Source organism: Mycobacterium kyogaense, from assembly GCF_003254575.1.
Taxonomy (GTDB): domain Bacteria; phylum Actinomycetota; class Actinomycetes; order Mycobacteriales; family Mycobacteriaceae; genus Mycobacterium; species Mycobacterium kyogaense.
This window is the reverse complement of record NZ_QJUA01000006.1, coordinates 1-18,732: the sequence shown is the minus strand read 5'-3', so window position 1 is coordinate 18,732 and position 18,732 is coordinate 1. Positions and strand designations below refer to the sequence as shown.

16 protein-coding genes are annotated in these 18,732 nt (G+C 68.2%); 8 read left to right on the top strand and 8 right to left on the bottom strand.

Annotated elements, in window-relative coordinates; all coding sequences use genetic code 11:
* Positions 1-203: 203 nt before the first annotated feature.
* The 4 genes from DMB80_RS06395 to DMB80_RS06380 all read left to right on the top strand — a co-directional run bounded on the left by DMB80_RS06395 (position 204) and on the right by DMB80_RS06380 (position 4,643).
* Positions 204-884 (top strand): SDR family oxidoreductase, encoded by a 681-nt coding sequence (locus DMB80_RS06395; protein ID WP_111509083.1) that lies wholly within the window; start codon positions 204-206, stop codon positions 882-884.
* 153 nt (positions 885-1,037) lie between these two features.
* Positions 1,038-1,781, top strand: coding sequence for a 1-acyl-sn-glycerol-3-phosphate acyltransferase (locus DMB80_RS06390; RefSeq protein ID WP_420812139.1), 744 nt, complete (start codon positions 1,038-1,040; stop codon positions 1,779-1,781).
* Positions 1,781-3,415 carry an acyl-CoA ligase FadD12 gene (fadD12, locus tag DMB80_RS06385; RefSeq protein WP_111509081.1) on the top strand — a complete coding sequence of 545 codons (1,635 nt, stop codon included), beginning with the start codon at positions 1,781-1,783 and terminating at the stop codon, positions 3,413-3,415. The genes DMB80_RS06390 and fadD12 overlap by 1 nt, the downstream gene beginning before the upstream one ends.
* Positions 3,408-4,643 carry an alpha/beta hydrolase gene (locus DMB80_RS06380; RefSeq protein WP_111509080.1) on the top strand — a complete coding sequence of 412 codons (1,236 nt, stop codon included), beginning with the start codon at positions 3,408-3,410 and terminating at the stop codon, positions 4,641-4,643. Before fadD12 ends, DMB80_RS06380 begins: the two co-directional genes overlap by 8 nt.
* Positions 4,644-4,646: 3 nt before the next feature.
* Here DMB80_RS06380 and DMB80_RS06375 read toward each other — a convergent pair whose 3' ends face one another.
* Positions 4,647-6,065, bottom strand: coding sequence for a WS/DGAT/MGAT family O-acyltransferase (locus tag DMB80_RS06375; RefSeq protein ID WP_111509079.1), 1,419 nt, complete (start codon positions 6,063-6,065; stop codon positions 4,647-4,649).
* 27 nt (positions 6,066-6,092) lie between these two features.
* Complete coding sequence (locus tag DMB80_RS06370) at positions 6,093-7,316, bottom strand: alpha/beta hydrolase (protein WP_048421744.1); 1,224 nt, start codon at positions 7,314-7,316, stop codon at positions 6,093-6,095.
* 160 nt (positions 7,317-7,476) lie between these two features.
* Between DMB80_RS06370 and DMB80_RS06365 the strand changes: the two genes are divergently transcribed.
* Positions 7,477-8,391, top strand: a complete 915-nt coding sequence (locus DMB80_RS06365; RefSeq protein ID WP_111509078.1) for an alpha/beta hydrolase — start codon at positions 7,477-7,479, stop codon at positions 8,389-8,391.
* Between the two features lie 3 nt (positions 8,392-8,394).
* Here the strand turns inward: DMB80_RS06365 and DMB80_RS06360 are convergent, their stop codons facing one another.
* Positions 8,395-9,411 (bottom strand): MaoC family dehydratase, encoded by a 1,017-nt coding sequence (locus DMB80_RS06360; protein ID WP_111509077.1) that lies wholly within the window; start codon positions 9,409-9,411, stop codon positions 8,395-8,397.
* A gap of 38 nt (positions 9,412-9,449) precedes the next feature.
* Here DMB80_RS06360 and DMB80_RS06355 point away from each other — a divergent pair, with 38 nt between their 5' ends.
* Entirely contained in the window at positions 9,450-10,610 is a 1,161-nt protein-coding gene (locus DMB80_RS06355; protein ID WP_111509076.1) for an acyl-CoA dehydrogenase family protein, read from the top strand.
* The gene (locus DMB80_RS06350; protein WP_111509075.1) at positions 10,611-11,339 is read left to right on the top strand and encodes a GntR family transcriptional regulator; all 729 of its coding nucleotides are present in this window, start codon (positions 10,611-10,613) and stop codon (positions 11,337-11,339) included. It begins immediately after the preceding gene.
* On the opposite strand, the gene DMB80_RS06345 is transcribed toward DMB80_RS06350, so the two are convergent.
* A complete protein-coding gene (locus DMB80_RS06345; protein ID WP_111509074.1) occupies positions 11,317-12,162 on the bottom strand; it encodes a helix-turn-helix domain-containing protein in 846 nt (281 codons plus the stop codon). The genes DMB80_RS06350 and DMB80_RS06345 overlap by 23 nt on opposite strands.
* Positions 12,163-12,248: 86 nt before the next feature.
* Between DMB80_RS06345 and DMB80_RS06340 the strand changes: the two genes are divergently transcribed.
* Positions 12,249-12,977, top strand: a complete 729-nt coding sequence (locus DMB80_RS06340; protein ID WP_111509219.1) for an SDR family oxidoreductase — start codon at positions 12,249-12,251, stop codon at positions 12,975-12,977.
* Here the strand turns inward: DMB80_RS06340 and fadD4 are convergent, their stop codons facing one another.
* The 4 genes from fadD4 to DMB80_RS06320 all read right to left on the bottom strand — a co-directional run.
* A complete protein-coding gene (fadD4, locus tag DMB80_RS06335; protein ID WP_111509073.1) occupies positions 12,978-14,528 on the bottom strand; it encodes a fatty-acid--CoA ligase FadD4 in 1,551 nt (516 codons plus the stop codon).
* Between the two features lie 62 nt (positions 14,529-14,590).
* A complete protein-coding gene (locus DMB80_RS06330; protein ID WP_111509072.1) occupies positions 14,591-16,420 on the bottom strand; it encodes a phosphoenolpyruvate carboxykinase (GTP) in 1,830 nt (609 codons plus the stop codon).
* 233 nt (positions 16,421-16,653) lie between these two features.
* On the bottom strand, positions 16,654-17,739 hold the full coding sequence (locus DMB80_RS06325; RefSeq protein WP_162938428.1) for a hypothetical protein: 1,086 nt from the start codon (positions 17,737-17,739) through the stop codon (positions 16,654-16,656).
* Positions 17,732-18,732 (bottom strand): hypothetical protein (locus DMB80_RS06320; RefSeq protein WP_338043858.1); only part of this gene is annotated, 1,001 nt, incomplete at its 5' end. The genes DMB80_RS06325 and DMB80_RS06320, both read right to left, overlap by 8 nt.

Genomic DNA, 18,732 nt, shown 5'->3' with positions numbered 1-18,732 from the left:
CTGCGGCCACCATGACGATTCCTGCTGGCCCGGACTCAGGCCGGACAGACGTGTGGCGGGAGCCCCCGACCGGGTCCCGCCACAGTGGTGATGAACCTACCGCCCGAGGTGCCCCGCCGCGTTCGTTTCGCACAGGGACTTTTCAGCGCACCCCCTGCGTTCAGTGTGCTATACCCAGCAGGGAACAACCCGAGGAGCCTGACATGACCACCGAACACATCACCGCACTCGTGACCGGCGCCAACCGCGGCCTCGGCCGCCGCTTCGCCGAACAGCTCCTCGAACGCGGGGCGACCGTGTACGCCGCGGCCCGCAACCCGGACAGCATCGACCTGCCCGGAGCCATCCCGCTGCAGCTCGACATCACCGACCCCGAGTCCGTGCGCCGCGCCGCCGAGACCGCCAGCGATGTCAACGTTCTCATCAACAACGCCGGCGTCTCCACTCAGGCGGGGCTGCTCGACGGCCCGATCGAGGACATCCGGCTGGAGATGGAAACCCACTACTTCGGCACGCTGGGCGTCACCCGGGCGTTCGTTCCCGTCATCGAAAGCAATGGCGGCGGGAGCATCCTCAACGTCCTGTCGGTGCTGTCGTGGGCGCACCCGCCGACCAGCGGCGCGTACTCGGCGGCCAAAGCCGCAGGCTGGGCACTCACCGACGCCGTCCGCGCCGAACTGGCATCCCGCGGCATCCACGTCGCGGCACTGCACGTCGGCTACATGGACACCGACATGGTCAGCTACATCCCCGCAGACCAGAAGACCGATCCGGCGGTGGTCGCCCGGCTGGCCCTCGACGGGTTGTTCGCCGGCGACGACGAGATCCTCGGCGACGAATTGACGCGGACGGTGAAGAGCCACCTGTCAGCCGCCCCGCAGTGACAGGATGGTCGGCACGGCGCCGGCCACGCCTTGGGTAGACTGGCTAAAACTAGAACACGTTCCAGTCATCGCGCTCCAGGGGGTTCCGTGAACTCGACCGACGTCACGCCGTCCGAAATCACCAAATGGGACCCCGTGCTGACCGAGCGGGTGATGGGTTTGCTGAAACCCTTCCTGAAGGGGTACCACCGCGCCGAGGTGCGCGGACTCGACACGTTCCCCGCCGGCGGGGCGCTGGTGGTGTCTAACCACTCCGGCGGGTTGTTCGCGATGGACGTGCCGGTGTTCGCGAGCGGCTTCTACGAGAAGTTCGGGTTCGACCGCCCGGTCTACACGCTCAGCCACGATCTCCTGATGACCGGCCCCCAGGGCGTCTTCCTGAAGAAGACCGGCTTCATCCCCGCCAATCACCGCAACGCCGACGAGGCACTGCGCTCCGGTGGGGTCGTGGTCGTGTTCCCCGGCGGTGACTACGACGTGTACCGGCCGACGCTGTCGGCCAACAAGATCGACTTCGGTGGCCGTACCGGATATGTGAAGGCCGCGCTCAACGCCGGCGTACCGATCGTGCCGACGGTCGGCATCGGCGGACAGGAAGCTCAGCTGTTCCTGACCCGGGGCACCGACATCGCCAAGGCCCTGGGTCCGATCGCCCGCGCTGTGCGCACCAAGATCCTGCCGATCTCGTTCGGCTTCCCGTTCGGGCTGTCGGTGGTGCTGCCGATCAACATGCCGCTGCCCGCGAAGATCACGATGCAGGCGCTGCCGCCGATCGACATCGTCGCCGAGTTCGGCGAGAACCCCGACATCGACGAGGTTGACGCCCACGTCCGGCATGTGATGCAACGTGCGCTCGATGACCTGGCCGCCCAGCGCCGGCTGCCGGTGATCGGCTGATGGGTCTCCTCGATCCGATCACCGGCCCGGTCGGGCTGATGTCGACACTGGCCCGCGCGGGTCTGATCGCGCCGATGCGGCCCGACAAATATCTGCGGATCGTCGCCGCGATGCAACGCGAGAACATGGCGGTCACGTCCGGATTCGCCGCCGCAGCCCAGCGCTGCGGCGATCGAGCGGGACTGGTCGACGAGCTCGGCGTGCTGACGTGGCGCCAGATCGACCAGCGCGCCGACGCGTTCGCCGCGGCGCTGCAGGCACTGCCCGGTGGCGCTCCCGACGTGGTCGGACTGATGGCACGCAACCACCGCGGATTCGTCGAGACGATGATCGCGGCCAACCGCATCGGCGCCGACGTGCTGCTGCTCAACACGTCGTTCGCCGGCCCGGCACTGGCCGAGGTCGTGGCTCGCGAAAGCGAGGGCCGCACACTGGTGCTCGTCTACGACGAGGAGTTCACCGAGACCGTCGACCGCGCGCTCGCCGACAGTCCCGAGACGCCCCGGATCGTCGCGTGGACCGACACCGACGGCCACGAGCAGACCGTCGAGTCGATGATCGACGCCCATGCCGGGCAGCAGCCACAGAGAGCGTCGACCAAGAGCCGGACCATCCTGCTCACCTCCGGCACCACGGGAACCCCCAAGGGCGCCAGCCACTCCGGGGGCGACCCGAGTGTGCTCAAGTCGATCCTCGACCGCACCCCCTGGCGGGCCGAACAACCGGTCGTCGTCGTCGCGCCGATGTTCCACGCCTGGGGCTTCTCCCAACTGGTGTTCGCAGCCTCGATGGCATGCACGATCATCACTCGCCGCAAGTTCGATCCGGAGGCGACGCTGGATCTGGTCGACCGGCACCGTGCGACCGGATTGTGCGTCGTGCCAGTCATGTTCGACCGCATCATGGAACTGCCCGACGAGGTGCTCGACCGCTACAGCGGACGGTCCCTGCGGTTCGCGGCGGCGTCGGGCTCCCGGATGCGGCCCGACGTCGTCATCGCGTTCATGGACCGATTCGGCGACGTCATCTACAACAACTACAACGCGACCGAGGCGGGCATGATCGCGACCGCCACCCCGCGCGACCTGCGTGCCGCGCCGGACACGGCGGGACGGCCGGCCGAGGGCACCGAGATCCGCATCCTGGACGCCGATTTCCGCGAGCTGCCCGCCGGTGAGACCGGCGCGATCTACGTGCGCAACTCCACCCAGTTCGACGGCTACACCTCCGGTGCCACCAAGGACTTCCACGAGGGCTTCATGTGCTCCGGTGACGTCGGCTACCTCGACGAGGAGGGCCGGCTGTTCGTGGTGGGCCGCGACGACGAGATGATCGTCTCCGGCGGGGAGAACGTCTATCCGATCGAGGTGGAGAAGACGCTGACGCGCCACCCCGATGTGGCCGAGGCCGCGGTGCTCGGTGCCGACGACGAGAAGTTCGGGCAGCGCCTGGTGGCGTTCGTGGTGCTGCGGCAGGGTTCGCAGGCCTCCGCCGACACCTTGAAGCAGCACGTACGCGACAACTTGGCGACTTACAAAGTGCCGCGCCAGATCACGGTCCTCGACGAGCTGCCCCGCAGCATCACCGGCAAAATCTCCCGCAAAGACCTGCAGGAACGCATCGAGCATGCCTAGACCCCGCCCGCTGCTGCGGGCAGTCGCCGAACTCCTCAACGCGGCCAACGGCGTTCGGCCGCTGGCCCGGGAGGGCTACCCCACCATCGGGGTGTTCGCGTTCGGCTGGCCCACCTCCGAGATGTCGGCGCTGTACATGCTCGGCTCGATGGCCGACGCGATGCGCCGCGGCCTGCGGGGCGACTTCCGCGGCACCCGCGGCCGAATCGCATTGGCGCTCACCGCCGTCGCGTGGGCGCTGCTGTGGCTCATCCAGCGCCGCAACATGGCGTCGCAGCCGCACTTCGAAGATCCGCTCCGGGCCGCGCTCGGCGAGGACTACCAGGCCATCGCCGACAAGGCGAAGGCACGCAGGCGCCGAAGGTTCGGCGTCCCGCCCAACGACTTCGTGCGACGACGCTATGTCGAGAAGGCCGCCACGGTGCGGTACGGACCGCACGGCGGGGCCAACCGGGCCGACATCTGGCGCCGCTCGGATCTGCCGCTGGACGGCAAAGCCCCTGTGCTGCTGCAGGTCCCCGGCGGCGCCTGGTCGATCGGGATGCGCCGACCGCAGGCCTACCCGATGCTGAGCCATCTGGCCGATCACGGCTGGGTGTGTGTGTCCATCGACTACCGCGTCAGCCCCCGCAACACCTGGCCCGACCACATCGTCGACGTCAAGCGGGCGTTGGCGTGGATCAAGGAGAACATCGCCGACTACGGGGGTGATCCGGATTTCGTCGCGATCTCCGGCGGCTCAGCGGGCGGGCATCTCTCCGCGCTCGCAGCTCTGACCGCCGACGATCCCACGCTGCAGCCCGGTTTCGAGGACGCCGACACCTCCGTGGTGGCCGCCGTCCCGATCTACGGCCGCTACGACTGGGTGTCCGCAGAAGGCAGCGGCCGCAAGGAATTTATCGCGTTCCTGCAGAAGTTCGTGGTCAAGCGACCGTTCCGCACCTACCGCGCCCTCTACCGCGACGCGTCACCGATCCTGCGGCTGCGCCCCGACGCGCCACCGTTCTTCGTGCTGCACGGCCAGGACGACTCGATCATTCCCGTCGGCGAGGGTCGGGAGTTCGCCGAGGCTCTGCGTGCGGTGTCCACCTCACCGGTGGTGTACGCCGAGATCCCCCATGCACAGCACGCGTTCGACTTCTACTGGGGATCGCCGCGCGCTCACTACACCGCCCAGGCGGTCGAAGAATTCCTGTCCTGGGTGCAGGCCACCCGCGCGAAAGGCTGACCGTCAGGGCGCGAGTGCGGTGTCGACCTCGGTCAGCTGCTCGGAAAGGCCTGCTGCCCGGCGGATCTCGACCAGTGCCTCGACCATCGCATCGGTCAGCTCATGGGGATCCTCGAGCGTCTTGCCGTCGGCGAGCACCGAGATGTTGAGCTGATCGACATAGCTCCACACGGTGATGTTCAGACCACTGCCGGCCGTGAGCGGTCCGACCGAGTACAGCCCCGTCACCAGAGCTCCGCCGACCCTCGCCCGCTCCCGCGGCCCCGGCACGTTGGAGATCGGCAGGTTCATCACCTTGTTCTGGCCGTCTTTGGCCGACAGCCATCGGAACATTGCCTCGGCCGGCGCCGGCGGGAAGTAGGCCGACCACTGGCTGACCAGTTCGGGCCCGAGCAGCGTGTTGCTCTCCTTGCCCGCCGCCGCGGACTCGTGTGCCGCGCGGACCCGCTCCAGCGGGTCCTCGATCTCGACGGGCAGGCCTACCAGCACGCCGGTGAAGTAGTTGCCGGAGATCCGGTCCGGGGAGAAGTCGAAGCTCACCGGCACCGACGCCAGCAGCGGGTGGTCGGCGTGACCGTCGTAGCGCAGCAACAACTCTCGCAGTGCGCCCGCCGACATCGACAACACCATGTCGTTGATCGTGACCCCGAGGTGCTTGGCGGTCGCCTTGACGTCGGCCAGCGCCACGGTGGCCGTCGCGAACCGGCGAGTCTCGTCGAGCATGTGGTTCATGAACGTCGGTGGCGGCGTGAACGGCCGGGTCAATTCGGGCGACAGCTTGTGCTGGCTCTCGCGGACCCGGCGCACTCCCTGGGCGGTGTAGCGCATCACCGACGGGACCCGCCTGATCTGGCGGAAGTGATCGGCGAACGCCGAGCGCACCAGCTCACCGCGCGTCGGCGCGGGATCGGTGGCGTACGAATCGCGATCGGCCTGCGGCCCTTCCTGCAGATCCATGCCGCGGGCCAACAGATTCGCCGAGGCCACCCCGTCGGCGAGCGCGTGATGGATCTTGCCCAGCACCGCGATCCGGCCGTCGGCCAGGCCCTCGATCAGATACATCTCCCACAGCGGCCGGCTGCGATCCAGCGGGGTGCTCGCCAGCTTGCCCACCATCTCGTCGAGCTGCCGGCGGCCGCCGGGAGCGTCGACGCGGCAGGACCGCACGTGGTAGTCGAGGTCGACTTCGGCGTTCTCCCGCCACATCGGATGGTGGAACTTGAACGGGATGTCGATCAGTTCATAGCGGAACGGGTCGAGTTTGTAGAGCCGCCCATGGATGACCTTGCGCAGCTCCTCCACACCGAACTGCACTCCGCCCAGCCCGGCGAGATCGATGATCGCCAGCTTCAGCGTGTGCATGTGGACGTTGGGCGTCTCGCTGTACAGAAGGACAGCGTCCCACCCGCGAAGCCTCTTCACAGTCCCGACACCTCTCCTCGGAGGTGTCTATATAACCTCTTTGGCCCCGATGAGGCTGCGATTTCGATGAATGTGGTTGAGGAACAGGCCAATTGCTGTGGCAGCCGCACCGGTGCGAGCACCGTCGGTCATGTCGAATCCGTGTCCGGCGCCCGGCAGCTCCACGTAGCTGACCACCGACCGCGACACCTCCTTCAACCGATCGACGAAGCTGCGGGCCTGCGCCACCGGGATCACGCTGTCCCCGGTGCCGTGCAGAACCAGGAACGGCGGCGCCTCGGCGTGCACGCGGGCGATCGGTGAGGCCTTGCGGAAGATGTCGGGATGCTTGGTGATCGAGCGACGCACGACGATCCGCTCGAGGAAGTCGACGAACCGGACCCGCTCGACCGTGGACTTGTCCTCCCAGTCGTAGCGGCCGTAGATGCCGACCACCGCGTCGACCGACGTGTCCGAACCCTCCGGCAGCTCGCACTGCATCTCGGGGTCGTTGGCCGTCAACCCGGCCAGTGCCGCCAAATGCCCACCGGCAGAAGTACCCGCGATCGTCACGAAGTCGCGATCGCCACCGAACTTGTCGACGTTCGCGCGAGCCCATGCGATCGCGGTCTTCACGTCCGTCAGGTGAGCCGGCCACGGATGGTGCGGCGCCACGCGGTAATCGATGGACAGACAGACCCAGCCCTTCTCGGCCAGGTGGGACATCAGCGCATAGCCCTGCAACATCCGGCTGCCGTGCACCCACGCGCCACCCGGCACGAACAGCAGCACCGGGGCGGGCTGCGCCGGCAGATCGTCACGGCGCCAGACGTCGAGCAACTGCGTCGGGCGCGGACCGTACCGAACCGAGGTCCGGTGCACGTTGCGCCGGTGCTCGCGCATCTTCCACACCGGAGGGGTGCGTTCGGCCGCCGGCCACTCGATGTCGAGGTCCTTGGGCGACACCACACCGCGCAGCGCCGCCTGGGTCACCTCGTTGGTGCAGTCCCGGTCGCGCTGCTTGAGTTCTGCGTCATTGGGCGTCAGCAGGCTCTTGACCGTGGCGTTCAGGAAGTCGGGGGCGTGGCGGGCACCCCAGATACCGGCGGCGGTGAGTGCGCCGAGCGGTTCCAGATGCTTGCCGATCACCGGCAGGGAGGCGCTCGCGACGCTGGCGGCCAGCAGGTAATCACCGGGGCCCGCCTTCATCAACCACTGCAAACGCGTGGTCAGAGTGGGCCCGGGATACCGGATATCCGGCCGTTCGGTCATGGCGCATACCGTACCCCCAGGCCCGCCCCCCAAACAGACATTCGGCGCAGGGTTGTCTACTGTTTTTCGGCTGTGCCCGACCTGTGCCGCTCTCGGCATCGAAACCGCAGCTCAGGAGGGGTCTCGGCGATCCGGTGAGAACACTGCGCATACTGAACCGATGGCCCGCACAAAGCCCGTCGTCGAGTTCCACCCCGAGCTGCGCCGTAGCGCTCGTCTGCTGCCGAAACAGATGATCACCCCGGTCACGCTGCCGTTCGTGCGCGCGGCCTCGCGGTTGATGTGGCGAAACGCGCCGTCGGATGTCGAGGTGCTGACTCTGGGCGCCGGCGTGTCGGTGCGGCTGCACCGGCCGGCCGGCATCTCTTCCCCTGGCCCGGCACTGCTGTGGATCCACGGCGGCGGGTACGTCATCGGCGACGCCGCTCAGGACGACGATCTGTGCCGTCGTTTCGCCGAGAAGCTCGGCGCGACCGTCGCCGCGGTGAATTACCGCCTAGCACCGCAACATCCGTATCCGGTGCCGCTCGAGGACTGTTATGCCGCCCTCTCCTGGCTGACCGGGCTGCCGTCCGTCGATCCGGACCGGGTGGCGATCGGCGGTGCCAGCGCGGGTGGCGGCTTGGCCGCGGCGCTGGCCCTCCTCACCCGCGATCGCGGCGAAATTCCGGTGGTGGCACAGCTTCTCGTGTATCCGATGCTCGACGACCGCACCGTCGGGCGCGCCGATCTGGACAACCCCGGTCACCGGTTGTGGAATCAGACGAGCAACCGATTCGGCTGGCACGCCTATCTGGGCGACGCCGATCCCGACGTGGCCGTCCCCGCACGCCGCGACGATCTGGCCGGACTGCCGCCGGCGTGGGTCGGCGTGGGCACGCTTGACCTGTTCCACGACGAGGATCTGGCCTACGCACAGCGGCTGCAGGATGCCGGCGTGCCGTGCGAGGTGACGGTGGTACCGGGCGCATTCCACGGCTTCGATGGGATCGCACCGAATGCCGATGTCTCACAGCGTTTTTTCGCGAGCCAGTGCGCGTTGTTGCGCAATGCCTACACGACCGCGGCGGCGTGAGGCTTACAGCACGAGGCCTGTGAAAACCCAGTCGAGGACGGCGCGGTCGGTGCCATCTCCCCCGTCGTCATCGTCGGTCACGGCGTAGACGAGGGAGCGCAGTCGGACCGTCACCCCGCGACCGTCGGCGCGCGGCTCGGCCGCCTCGATCGTGAGATCGCTGTAGAGGGTGTCGCCCTCGTGGACGGGCGCGGTGTGCTGACAGGACTCCCACCCCGACACCGCGACCAGGTTCGGCAGCAGCCGGGTGGCCTGCGCCAGCGCGAGCCCGATCGTGTGACCTCCGTAGACCAGACGTTTGCCACCGACGCGCGAATCATGATGTGTGGCAGCGATGTTGAGTGTCAGTCGAGCCAGCTCCGGTGCGCTGCTGACCACGTCGGCGGTGCTCCGCAGCACGGTGCCGGCCACCGGCGCGACCCCCGAGCCGGGCACTCGCGCCCGGAATGCGGCGACATCCCAGTCGGCGACGGGATCGGCGGGCGAACCGTCCGCCACACCGATGTCGTCCATGTCGTCGTGGTGTCCGGTGTCGACCGTGTCGGCGCTGCACGGCAGCATCGCGCAGCGGTGGAAATCGAGCACGAGGCGTCCGGCGCCGTCGGTCGTCGTCATCCGCAACGCGGCGAGACCGGTCGCGGCGCGGCCGGGTCGGACGGAATTCTGCTTCAGTGCAACGACTTCGGTGCGGGTGGCCAGCGTGTCGCCGATGACGGGAAAGCGGTGGAAGGTCAAGCCCCGGTAGAACAGATTGGCCATCACCCGCTGCGTGACGAGCGTGGACTGGCCGATCGCCACATCGCAGACCAGCGCGGGATGGGCGAGCCGTCCCCCGGCCACCGCGGCGGAGAGCTCCGCGTCGAGGGCGAGCCGCATCCGGTCGCCGAGGATCGCCTGATGAGTAGCTGCCGCACCGGACGTCAGCGTCATCGACGGTGCACTGTCGAACACTCGACCGACGTGCAGATCATCGAAGAACGGGCCGCCGGACATTTGGCCGTACAAATTCACAGCCCGCATGCTGGCACTTGACTGCGCAGTGTGTCAACATCGGTCGCATGGCCGTACATATGCTCACTGATGAAGAGGTCATGCTGGTCGAGACCGTGCGGTCGTTCATCGACCGTGAGGTGAAACCGTCGGTGCGCGAGGTCGAACACGCCAACACCTACCCCGAGGCGTGGATCGAAGCGATGAAGCAGATCGGGATCTACGGCCTGGCCGTGCCCGACGAGTACGGCGGCGCCCCCGTCTCGACGCGCTGCTATGTGCTGGTCACCCAAGAACTGGCCCGCGGATGGATGAGCCTGGCCGGGGCAATGGGCGGCCACACCGTTGTCGCCAAGCTGATCGCGTTGTTCGGCACCGAGGAACAGAAGCAGAAGTATCTGCCCGCCATGGCCACCGGGGAACTGCGCGCCACCATGGCCCTGACCGAACCCGGCGGCGGCTCGGACCTACAGAACATGACCACCCTCGCCCGCGCAGGCGGAGACGACCTGATCATCTCGGGGGCCAAGACCTGGATCTCCAACGCCCGCCGCTCCGGCCTGATCGCCCTGCTCTGCAAAACCGACCCCGCAGCCGAACCCAAACACAAGGGTATCTCCATCGTCCTGGTCGAGAACCCCGCCCCCGGCCTGACCGTCTCCCGCGACCTGCCCAAACTCGGCTACAAAGGCGTCGAATCCTGCGAGCTGTCCTTCGACGACTGCCGCGTCCCGGCAACCGCCATCCTCGGCGGTGCCCCCGGCAAGGGCTTCGCCCAGATGATGAAAGGCCTCGAAACCGGCCGCATCCAAGTCGCCTCGCGGGCTCTCGGAGTGGCGACCGCCGCCCTCGACGACGCCCTTGCCTACGCCCAGGACCGCGAGAGCTTCGGCCAACCCATCTACAAACACCAGGCCATCGGCCACTATCTGGCCGACATGGCGACCAAGCTGACCGCCGCCCGCCAGCTCACCCTCCACGCCGCCGACTGCTACGACAGCGGCCAGCGCGCTGACATGGAAGCCGGCATGGCCAAACTCTTCGCCTCTGAGTCCGCCATGGAGATCGCCCTGGGCGCCGTGCGCATCCACGGCGGCTACGGCTACTCATGCGAATACGACGTCGAACGCTACTTCCGCGACGCCCCCCTCATGATCGTCGGCGAAGGCACCAACGAGATCCAACGCAACGTCATCGCCGCACAACTCGTCGCCCGTGGCGGACTGTAAGTGAAGCCCGCGCCGGCCTACCAGGTGCTGCGCGAACAGCTGCGCGAGGAGATCCGCGGCGGCCGATACGCAGGCGGCGCGCGTTTACCCACAGAGTCCGAACTGTCTGAGCTGTATGGCCTTTCGCGGCAGACTGTACGGCGCGCATTCCAGGATCTGGTCGCCGAAGGCATGGTGTACCGGGTGCCCGGGCGCGGCACCTACGCCGGTGGGGACAGCCGCCGCTACCTGCGCAGGCTCGGCTCGATCGACGATCTGATGAGCCTGTCCGACGACACGACGATGGAGGTTGTCGACGGACTACGCCGGCGGGTCGACATCGATGCGGCCAGCCGGCTACGCCTCGACGGCGACGTCGTTCACACGGTCGTCTTCCGAAGGATGCACGATGGAATCCCGTTCGGCCACACGGTGGTTCACCTCCCTCCAGAGGTGGCGACGATGGTCACGGCGTCGGCCGATCTGCGCACCGGAGCCCAGAGCAGGCACACCGTGATAGGGCTGCTCGAGCCGCACCTGGGCAGTCCGATCGCCGAGGCGGCGCAGTCGATCACCGTGGGCACCGCGGACGACGGTGTCGCGGCCGCCATCGGGTGCGCACAAGGGCATCCGATGCTGCGGGTCGACCGGCTCTATCGCGACTCCGACGGGCATGCCGTCGAACTCGCCGTCAGCCACTTCCTGCCCGAGCAGTACACCTACCGGATCACCCTGCATCGCTCGGGATAGCCCTAGCCCCCGGAATCGACAATGTGGCGGCCAGTGTTCCGAGCAACTTCAGGGCATCGGCACTGGTCGTGTCCGGCTCGGCGTCGTAGACGATCAATTCCTGGCCGGGGGCCGACCGGACGTCGAAGGTCTGCATGTTCAGCGTCACCAGGCCGACCTCGGGATGACTGAAGCTCTTGCGTTGGAGACACTTCCGTCGTGCATCGCGGCGCTCCCAGAGTGTTCGGAACTCCTCCCCCGGCATCAGCTCGGCGAGCACGGCGCGAGCACGCGGATCCTCCGGGGCCGAACCGTAGGCCATGCGGAAGCCGGCCACCGAATCTGCAGCCACCTCCGCCCAGTCCGCGTAGAAGGTGCGCGCCCGCGGGTCGTTGAACACCAGCAACAGGAGGTTGCCGACCGCACCCAGCTCGCCGAACAGCACGCGAGCGAGGCGATTGGCGGCCAGGATGTCGTAGGCCCGGTTGTAGATCAGCGCGGGGTTGTCCGGCCAGGCCTCCATCAGCCGGAGAAGCCCGGGATCGACCTCCGACGGCCCAACCCGATCAGTCCGTGGAGTGAGCCGCGCCAGCATGTACAGATGCGCCCGACCGTCGTCGTCGAGACGTAGGGCAGTCGCCAGCGCGTCGAGCATCTGCACCGACGGGGAGCGCTCCCGACCCTGCTCGAGCCTCCCGTAGTAGTCGACGCTGACCCCCGCCAACAGCGCCACCTCTTCGCGCCGCAACCCGGGAACGCGACGCGTGCCCGTACTGGCCAGCCCGACGTCGGCGGGACGCAGCGCGGCCCGCCGGCTCTTCAGGTACTCGCCCAGCTCGGTCATTGCCCCCAGCGTAGGAAATTCATCGCCGCCAGGGGTGGGTGTAGCGCACCCTGGTTGTGCGGACCGCCGCCGGTGAAGCTCGTGTCATGAGCGATTCGAAGATCATCATCGTCACCGGGGCCAGCAGCGGGATCGGCGAGGCCGTTGCCGAACGGCTTGCCGCGGAGGGGCATCATGTCGTCGCCGGGGCCCGCCGGACCGAGCGCCTCAAAGCGCTCGCCGAACGCGTCACAGCCCGCGGCGGCAGCATCGAGGTCCGCACGCTCGACGTCACCGACAGGGCGGCGGTGAGCGCGTTCGTCGACGCGACAGTCGCCACGCACGGCCGCCTCGATGTGATCGTCAACAACGCCGGGGTGATGCCGCTGTCCCGACTCGACGCGCTGTTGGTCGACCAGTGGGACACCATGATCGACGTGAACGTGCGCGGCCTGCTCAACGGAATCGCCGCTGCGCTGCCGCACTTCCAGCGTCAGGGCGAGGGCCACGTCGTCACCGTCGCGTCGATCGGCGCGCACGAGGTGGTGCCCACCGCGGCCGTCTATTGCGCCACCAAGTACGCGGCCTGGGCGATCACCGAGGGCCTACGACTGGAAGTGGACCCGTCGATCCGGGTGACGACGGTGTCCCCCGGTGTCGTCGAGTCCGAATTGGCCGACACCATCACCGATTCCACTGCGGCCGCGGCCATGCAGGACTACCGGGCAGCCGCGATCCCGCCGGACGCGATCGCCCGCGGAATCGCCTATGCGATCGGCGAACCCGCGGAGGTGGACGTCAACGAGCTGATCATCCGGCCGGCACGTCAGCGCTGATCAGCTGTACTTCGCGATCAGCTCCTGCTTGAACAGTTTGCCGGTATCGGTGCGCGGCAGCTGCGCCTCGAACGACAGGGAACGCGGGCACTTGTAGTGCGCCAACCGGTCCCGCAGCCACGCGATCAGTTCGTCGGCGAAGTCGTCGGTGGCGTCGGCGGGGTCGACGGTCTGCACGACCGCCTTCACCTTCTGACCCATCTCGTCATCGGGAATCCCGAACACCGCGGCATCCATCACCAACGGATGCGTGACGAGCAGGTTCTCGGCTTCCTGCGGATAGATGTTCACACCACCGGAGATGATCATGTGGTGGCGGCGGTCCGTCAGATAGAGGAAGCCTTCCTCGTCGAGATACCCGATGTCTCCCACCGTCTTCCAGCCGCGCGGGTCACGAGAGCTCTCGGTCTTGGCGGGATCGTTGAGGTACTCGAAGTCGTTGCCGCCCTCGAAGTAGATCTCGCCGGGCTGGCCGGGTGGCAGCTCGTTACCGTCCTCGTCGAGGATGTGCACGGCACCGGCCATCGGCTTACCGACCGACCCCGGGTGTGTCAGCCAGTCCTCGGCGAAGATCAGCGTCGATCCGTGCGCCTCCGAGGATGCGTAGTACTCGTCGACGATGGGCCCCCACCAGTCGATCATCTGCTTCTTGATGTCGACGGGACACGGTGCAGCAGCGTGCATCACGCGCTGCAGGCTGGACACATCGTAGGAGGCGCGCACCTCCTCGGGCAGCTTGAGCATGCGGGTGAACATGACCGGCACGAACTGCCCGTGCGTGACCTTGTGCTTGGCGATCGCGTCCAGCGCACCCTCGGCGTCGAACTTCTCCATCACCACCGTCGTGATGCCGCCGGCCTGCGTCTGCATCGACCACACCGACGGGGCGGTGTGATACAGCGGCGCCGGGCTGAGATACACCGCGTCGGGATGCATCCAGAACGACACGAGCGCAGCCATCAGTCCCGGCGCCTCGGCCGGGGGGACGTGCGGCAGCGCGCGTTTGATGCCCTTGGGGCGGCCGGTGGTGCCCGACGAGTACTGCAGCAGATCGCCCTCGATCTCGTCATCGATCGGTGTATCAGGAAGCCCGGCAACGCATTCCGGGTAACTCTGCCAACCGTCCAAGCGGCTGGAGGCGCTTGTCGCCGACGATTCGGCTCCGTCGGCGATGAGGCGCACCGGCGGCAGTCCGTTCGGCAGTTCGGCTTCCAGGCCATGGAGAGTGTCGGTGAGCTTGCCGGAGCCGACGATCGCCTTGGCTGAGCTGTTGTCGATGATGTAGGCGGCCTCAGCGGCGGTCAGGTGGGTGTTGATGGGGACGTAGTACAGCCCGGCGCGGCGCGCAGCCCACATGACCGCGTGCATGTGCTGGTTGTTCTCCATCAGGATCGCGACGGCGTCGCCTTCGACCAGACCGGCGTCGCGGAACAGGTGCGCCAACCGGTTGGCCCGGGCCTCGAGTTCGCCGAACGTCACCACCGTGCCGGACGGATACATGATGATCGCAGGCTTGTCAGGCGTGGCAACAGCGGTGTCGCGGATCTGCATGGGGAGAGAATACGACGCCCTACTTGACGGGCGTCAAGTAGGGCGTCGGGGTGCTTCTGAAGCTACTCAGCTTCGGCGAGACGCGTCTTGAGCGTGTCGAACTCGTCCTTGATACCGGTAGGCAGCTTCTCGCCGACGAATTCGAACCATTCCTCGATCAGCGGCAGCTCGGCGCGCCACTCGTCGGCGTTCACGGCCAGCGCTTCATCGACATCGGCCGGGTTCACGTCGAGTCCGGACAGGTCCAGATCGGCTGCCGTGGGCACGATGCCGATCGGGGTGCTGCGACCGTCGGCCTGGTGCTCGATGCGCTCGATCGCCCACTTGAGCACGCGGCTGTTCTCGCCGAAGCCCGGCCACAGGAAGCGACCGTCTTTCCCGCGGCGGAACCAGTTGACGAAGAACACCTTCGGCAGCTTCGACTCGTCGGCCTGCTTGCCGATGTTGATCCAGTGCTGGAAGTAGTCGCCGACGTTGTAGCCGAGGAACGGCAGCATCGCCATCGGGTCGCGGCGCACGGTGCCGACCTTGCCCTCAGCGGCGGCGGTCTGCTCGGAGCCCAGCGTGGCGCCGATGAACACGCCGTGCTGCCAGTCGCGAGCCTCGGTGATCAGCGGGACGGTGGTCTTGCGGCGGCCGCCGAACAGGATCGCCGAGATCGGCACGCCCTGCGGGTCGTCCCACTCGGGGGCCAGCGTCGGGCACTGCGAGATCGGCGTGCAGTACCGCGAATTGGGGTGTGCTGCTTTACTTTCCGTCTCGCGCAGGATCCAGTCCTGGCCCTTCCAGTCGATCAGGTGGTCCGGCTCACCCTCCAGACCCTCCCACCACACGTCACCGTCGTCGGTCTTGGCGACGTTGGTGAACACGGTGTTGCCCGCCGCGATCGTTTTCATCGCGTTGGGGTTGCTGCTCCAGTTTGTGCCCGGCGCGACGCCGAAGAAGCCGAACTCCGGGTTGACCGCGTAGAGCTGGCCGTCCTTACCGAACCGCATCCAGGCGATGTCGTCGCCGACCGTCTCGGCCCGCCAGCCGGGAATCGTGGGCTGCAGCATCGCGAGGTTGGTCTTGCCGCACGCCGACGGGAACGCCGCCGCGACGAAGTAGGCCTTGTTCTCCGGGGAGATCAGCTTGACGATCAGCATGTGCTCGGCGAGCCAGCCCTCGTCGTGCGCCATCGCCGAGGCGATGCGCAGCGAGTAGCACTTCTTGCCCAGCAGCGCGTTACCGCCGTAGCCGGAGCCGTAGCTCCAGATCTCGCGGGTCTCGGGGAAATGGGTGATGTACTTCGTGTCGTTGCACGGCCACGGCACGTCCTGCTGACCCGGCTCCAGCGGCGCACCGATCGAGTGCAACGCCTTGACGAAGAATCCGTCGTCACCGATCTTCTCCAGCGCCGCGGCCCCCATGCGCGTCATCGTGCGCATCGACACCACCACGTACTCGCTGTCGGTGATCTCCACCCCGAGCTTCGGATCCTCGGCGTCGATCGGGCCCATGCAGAACGGCACCACCCACAGCGTGCGGCCGCGCATGCTGCCGCGGTACAGGCCGCTCATCAATTCCCGCATCTCGGCGGGGTCCATCCAGTTGTTGGTGGGCCCGGCGTCGATCTCCCGCTCGCTGCAGATGAAGGTGCGCGACTCGACGCGTGCCACATCCGAGGGGTCCGACAGCGCCAAGAACGAGTTCGGCTGCTTGTCGGGGTTCAGCCGTTGGAATGTGCCCGCGTCGACGAGCTGATCGCACAGGCGCTGGTACTCCTCCTCGGAGCCGTCTGCCCACGCCACCTGGTCGGGCTGCGTCAGCTCGGCGATCTCCCGAACCCAGGCGAGCAGCCCCTCGTGCTTGGTCGGTGCGGAATCCAGTCCCGGAATGGTCGCTGCGGTCATTGGCTAGTCGTCTCCTGCACTGTTCCTGCGCGTTGGCCTGGTGAACCCCGAATGAAAACTTGTGGAGGAACGTACGCCGTCGCCACCGACCTGTCCGAGGTCTTGACAAACCACCGCCGACCCTCCTGACCTTCGAGGTTAACGCGGGTGACATACCCGTGGAAATCCAGGATCGTGTCCGATCACTCACAGGAACGATTCAGAAGAGGTCATCATCGGCACGGGGCGGACAGCTACTGCTCGGTAACCGCGAAATCCGTCGTTTCCGGCCGCCGCGACGGGTTGAAGCCGGCATTGAGAAGGGCACTGACGGCGGCACTGGGGCCGGTGTCGGCCGTGAGCATGCGGCTCGCCACCGCCTCCTCCAACTCGATGCGCAACGCGGCGAGGACGTCGGCCGTCCAGCGTTCCCACCGCGCGCGGTCGTGCAGCAGCCCTCGAGCCCGCACCACCCACGCGGTGAGCGCCACCCCGACCACTCCTCCCGCCGCGGACGCCCACCCCGGGCCGGTGGTGAGCGTCGCGATCAGTCGCGCCACCACCAACGCCGCCCCGACGCCGAAGCCGAGACCCAGCACGACCATCAATTGGGTTTCCAGGCGACGACCTGACGGGAACGGCGGCGGTGGCGAGTCCGGCAGGACGGGCAGGGGTGCGCGGGCCGCCACCTGCGCGTCGAGCTCCTCCTCGATGTCGGCGCGGATCTGCTGACAGCGGCCGCGGACCAGGTCTTCGACCTGCGCGCGGTTGCGCATGGTCGCCACCTGCGCGACCAGCTCGGCGCGCGCCGCGAAGCAGCGGCGCCGGACCATCGACGTCAGCTCGAGCCGCAGCTGCTGCAGCTGGACTCGTCGTCGCGCGTACGCCGCCCGCTCCGCCTCCCGGGCGCGCGCGGCGGCGCGCCGGACCGACAGCGGATCGGACAGCTGATGCGCGAGTGCGGCCGCCACATCGTCGATTCGCGGGACCCCCAGCCGGGGCGCAGCAGCGGCCGCCACCCACGTGGGCGACGGCCATCGGGCCTCGTTGGCTGCCAACACGTGCCACCACCGGCGATGGTCGTCGATCTTGTTGACCACCGCGATGATCGCGCCGGCGCGTGCGGCGACCGCCCCGGCCTGGACACACTCGGCCGCCGTCATCGGGGCGGTCGCCGACACCACCCACACCAGGACGACCGGAACCTGCCCGGGTGTCAGCTCGTGGGCCTCGACGACTCGGCAGTCCGGTACCCGCTCCCGGAGGCGATAGGCGACGCTCGTCACCCCCGCCCGCGCGGCGCCCGCCACCAGCACGGCAACGCCACCCGGCTCAGCCACCGCACGGCTCCAGCAGCCGCAGACTGCCGCGCATGATGTCCGCGGCGCAACGCCGGTGCAGCGCATCGAGGGGGCCGCGGGACAGGTGATGGAAGCGCAGCGCGCGGCGGGTGTGGGCGCCGAGGTCGTCGGCGCGATCCACCGTCGCACCGGACGCCTCGACCACCTCGACGGCCGCGGTCATCACCGCCAGAGTGACGTCGTCACCGTCCATACTCGCGGCGAGTCGCTCGTCGCCCCGCTCGGCGGCGAGCGCGCGTAACCGGCACACCGCGCTCACGCAGCGCCGATAGCGGACCTCCGCTGCGGAGCGGCTGATCGCGGCGCGCGCGGCGTCGGTGCCGCTGAGCGCCCGCAGCCGCGCGGTGACTTCCTCCGCGTCCGCCCCGGCCGACACGGCGAGGATCGCGTGCGCCAGCCCGAAGCGATCCAGCCGGTCCAGCAGATCGCGACGCACCTCGGCGGCCAGCGGATGCGGGCAACACGCGAACGCGTCCACCGAGGACACGTCGGCCGGCGTCCCGACCAGCGCCTGCAGCGCAGCGACGTCGTCGTCGTCGATCCGCACCCCGGCCAACAGCGCGACCATCGGCACCACCGGTACTCGCACCCGCGCCTCGACCTCCGCGGCCACCAGGTGCGCGGCGCGCACGGGACCACCCGCAGCGGCGCCGCCGAGATCGGCCTTGTTCAGTACCACCACCGCCGACCCCGTCCCTGGGGCCCGCACAACAGCGCGATCCTCCTCGGTCAACGTCTCCGCGACGACGAGGACCTCGACGTCCGCGGCCTCACCCGGGGCGGCGACCCGGACGCCCAGAGCGCTGGCCACCGCGCTGCGACCCACCCCCGAGCGTCCGCGCACGGCTACGCTGACAGGCGCACGCAACAGTCGCTCCACGGCGGCGACACCGGGGTCGGGTTCCTCGCGGGCCCAGGCGGCCACCACGTCAGCCAGATCAGCCGGCATCCCCGCCCCCCGTCCGGCGGACC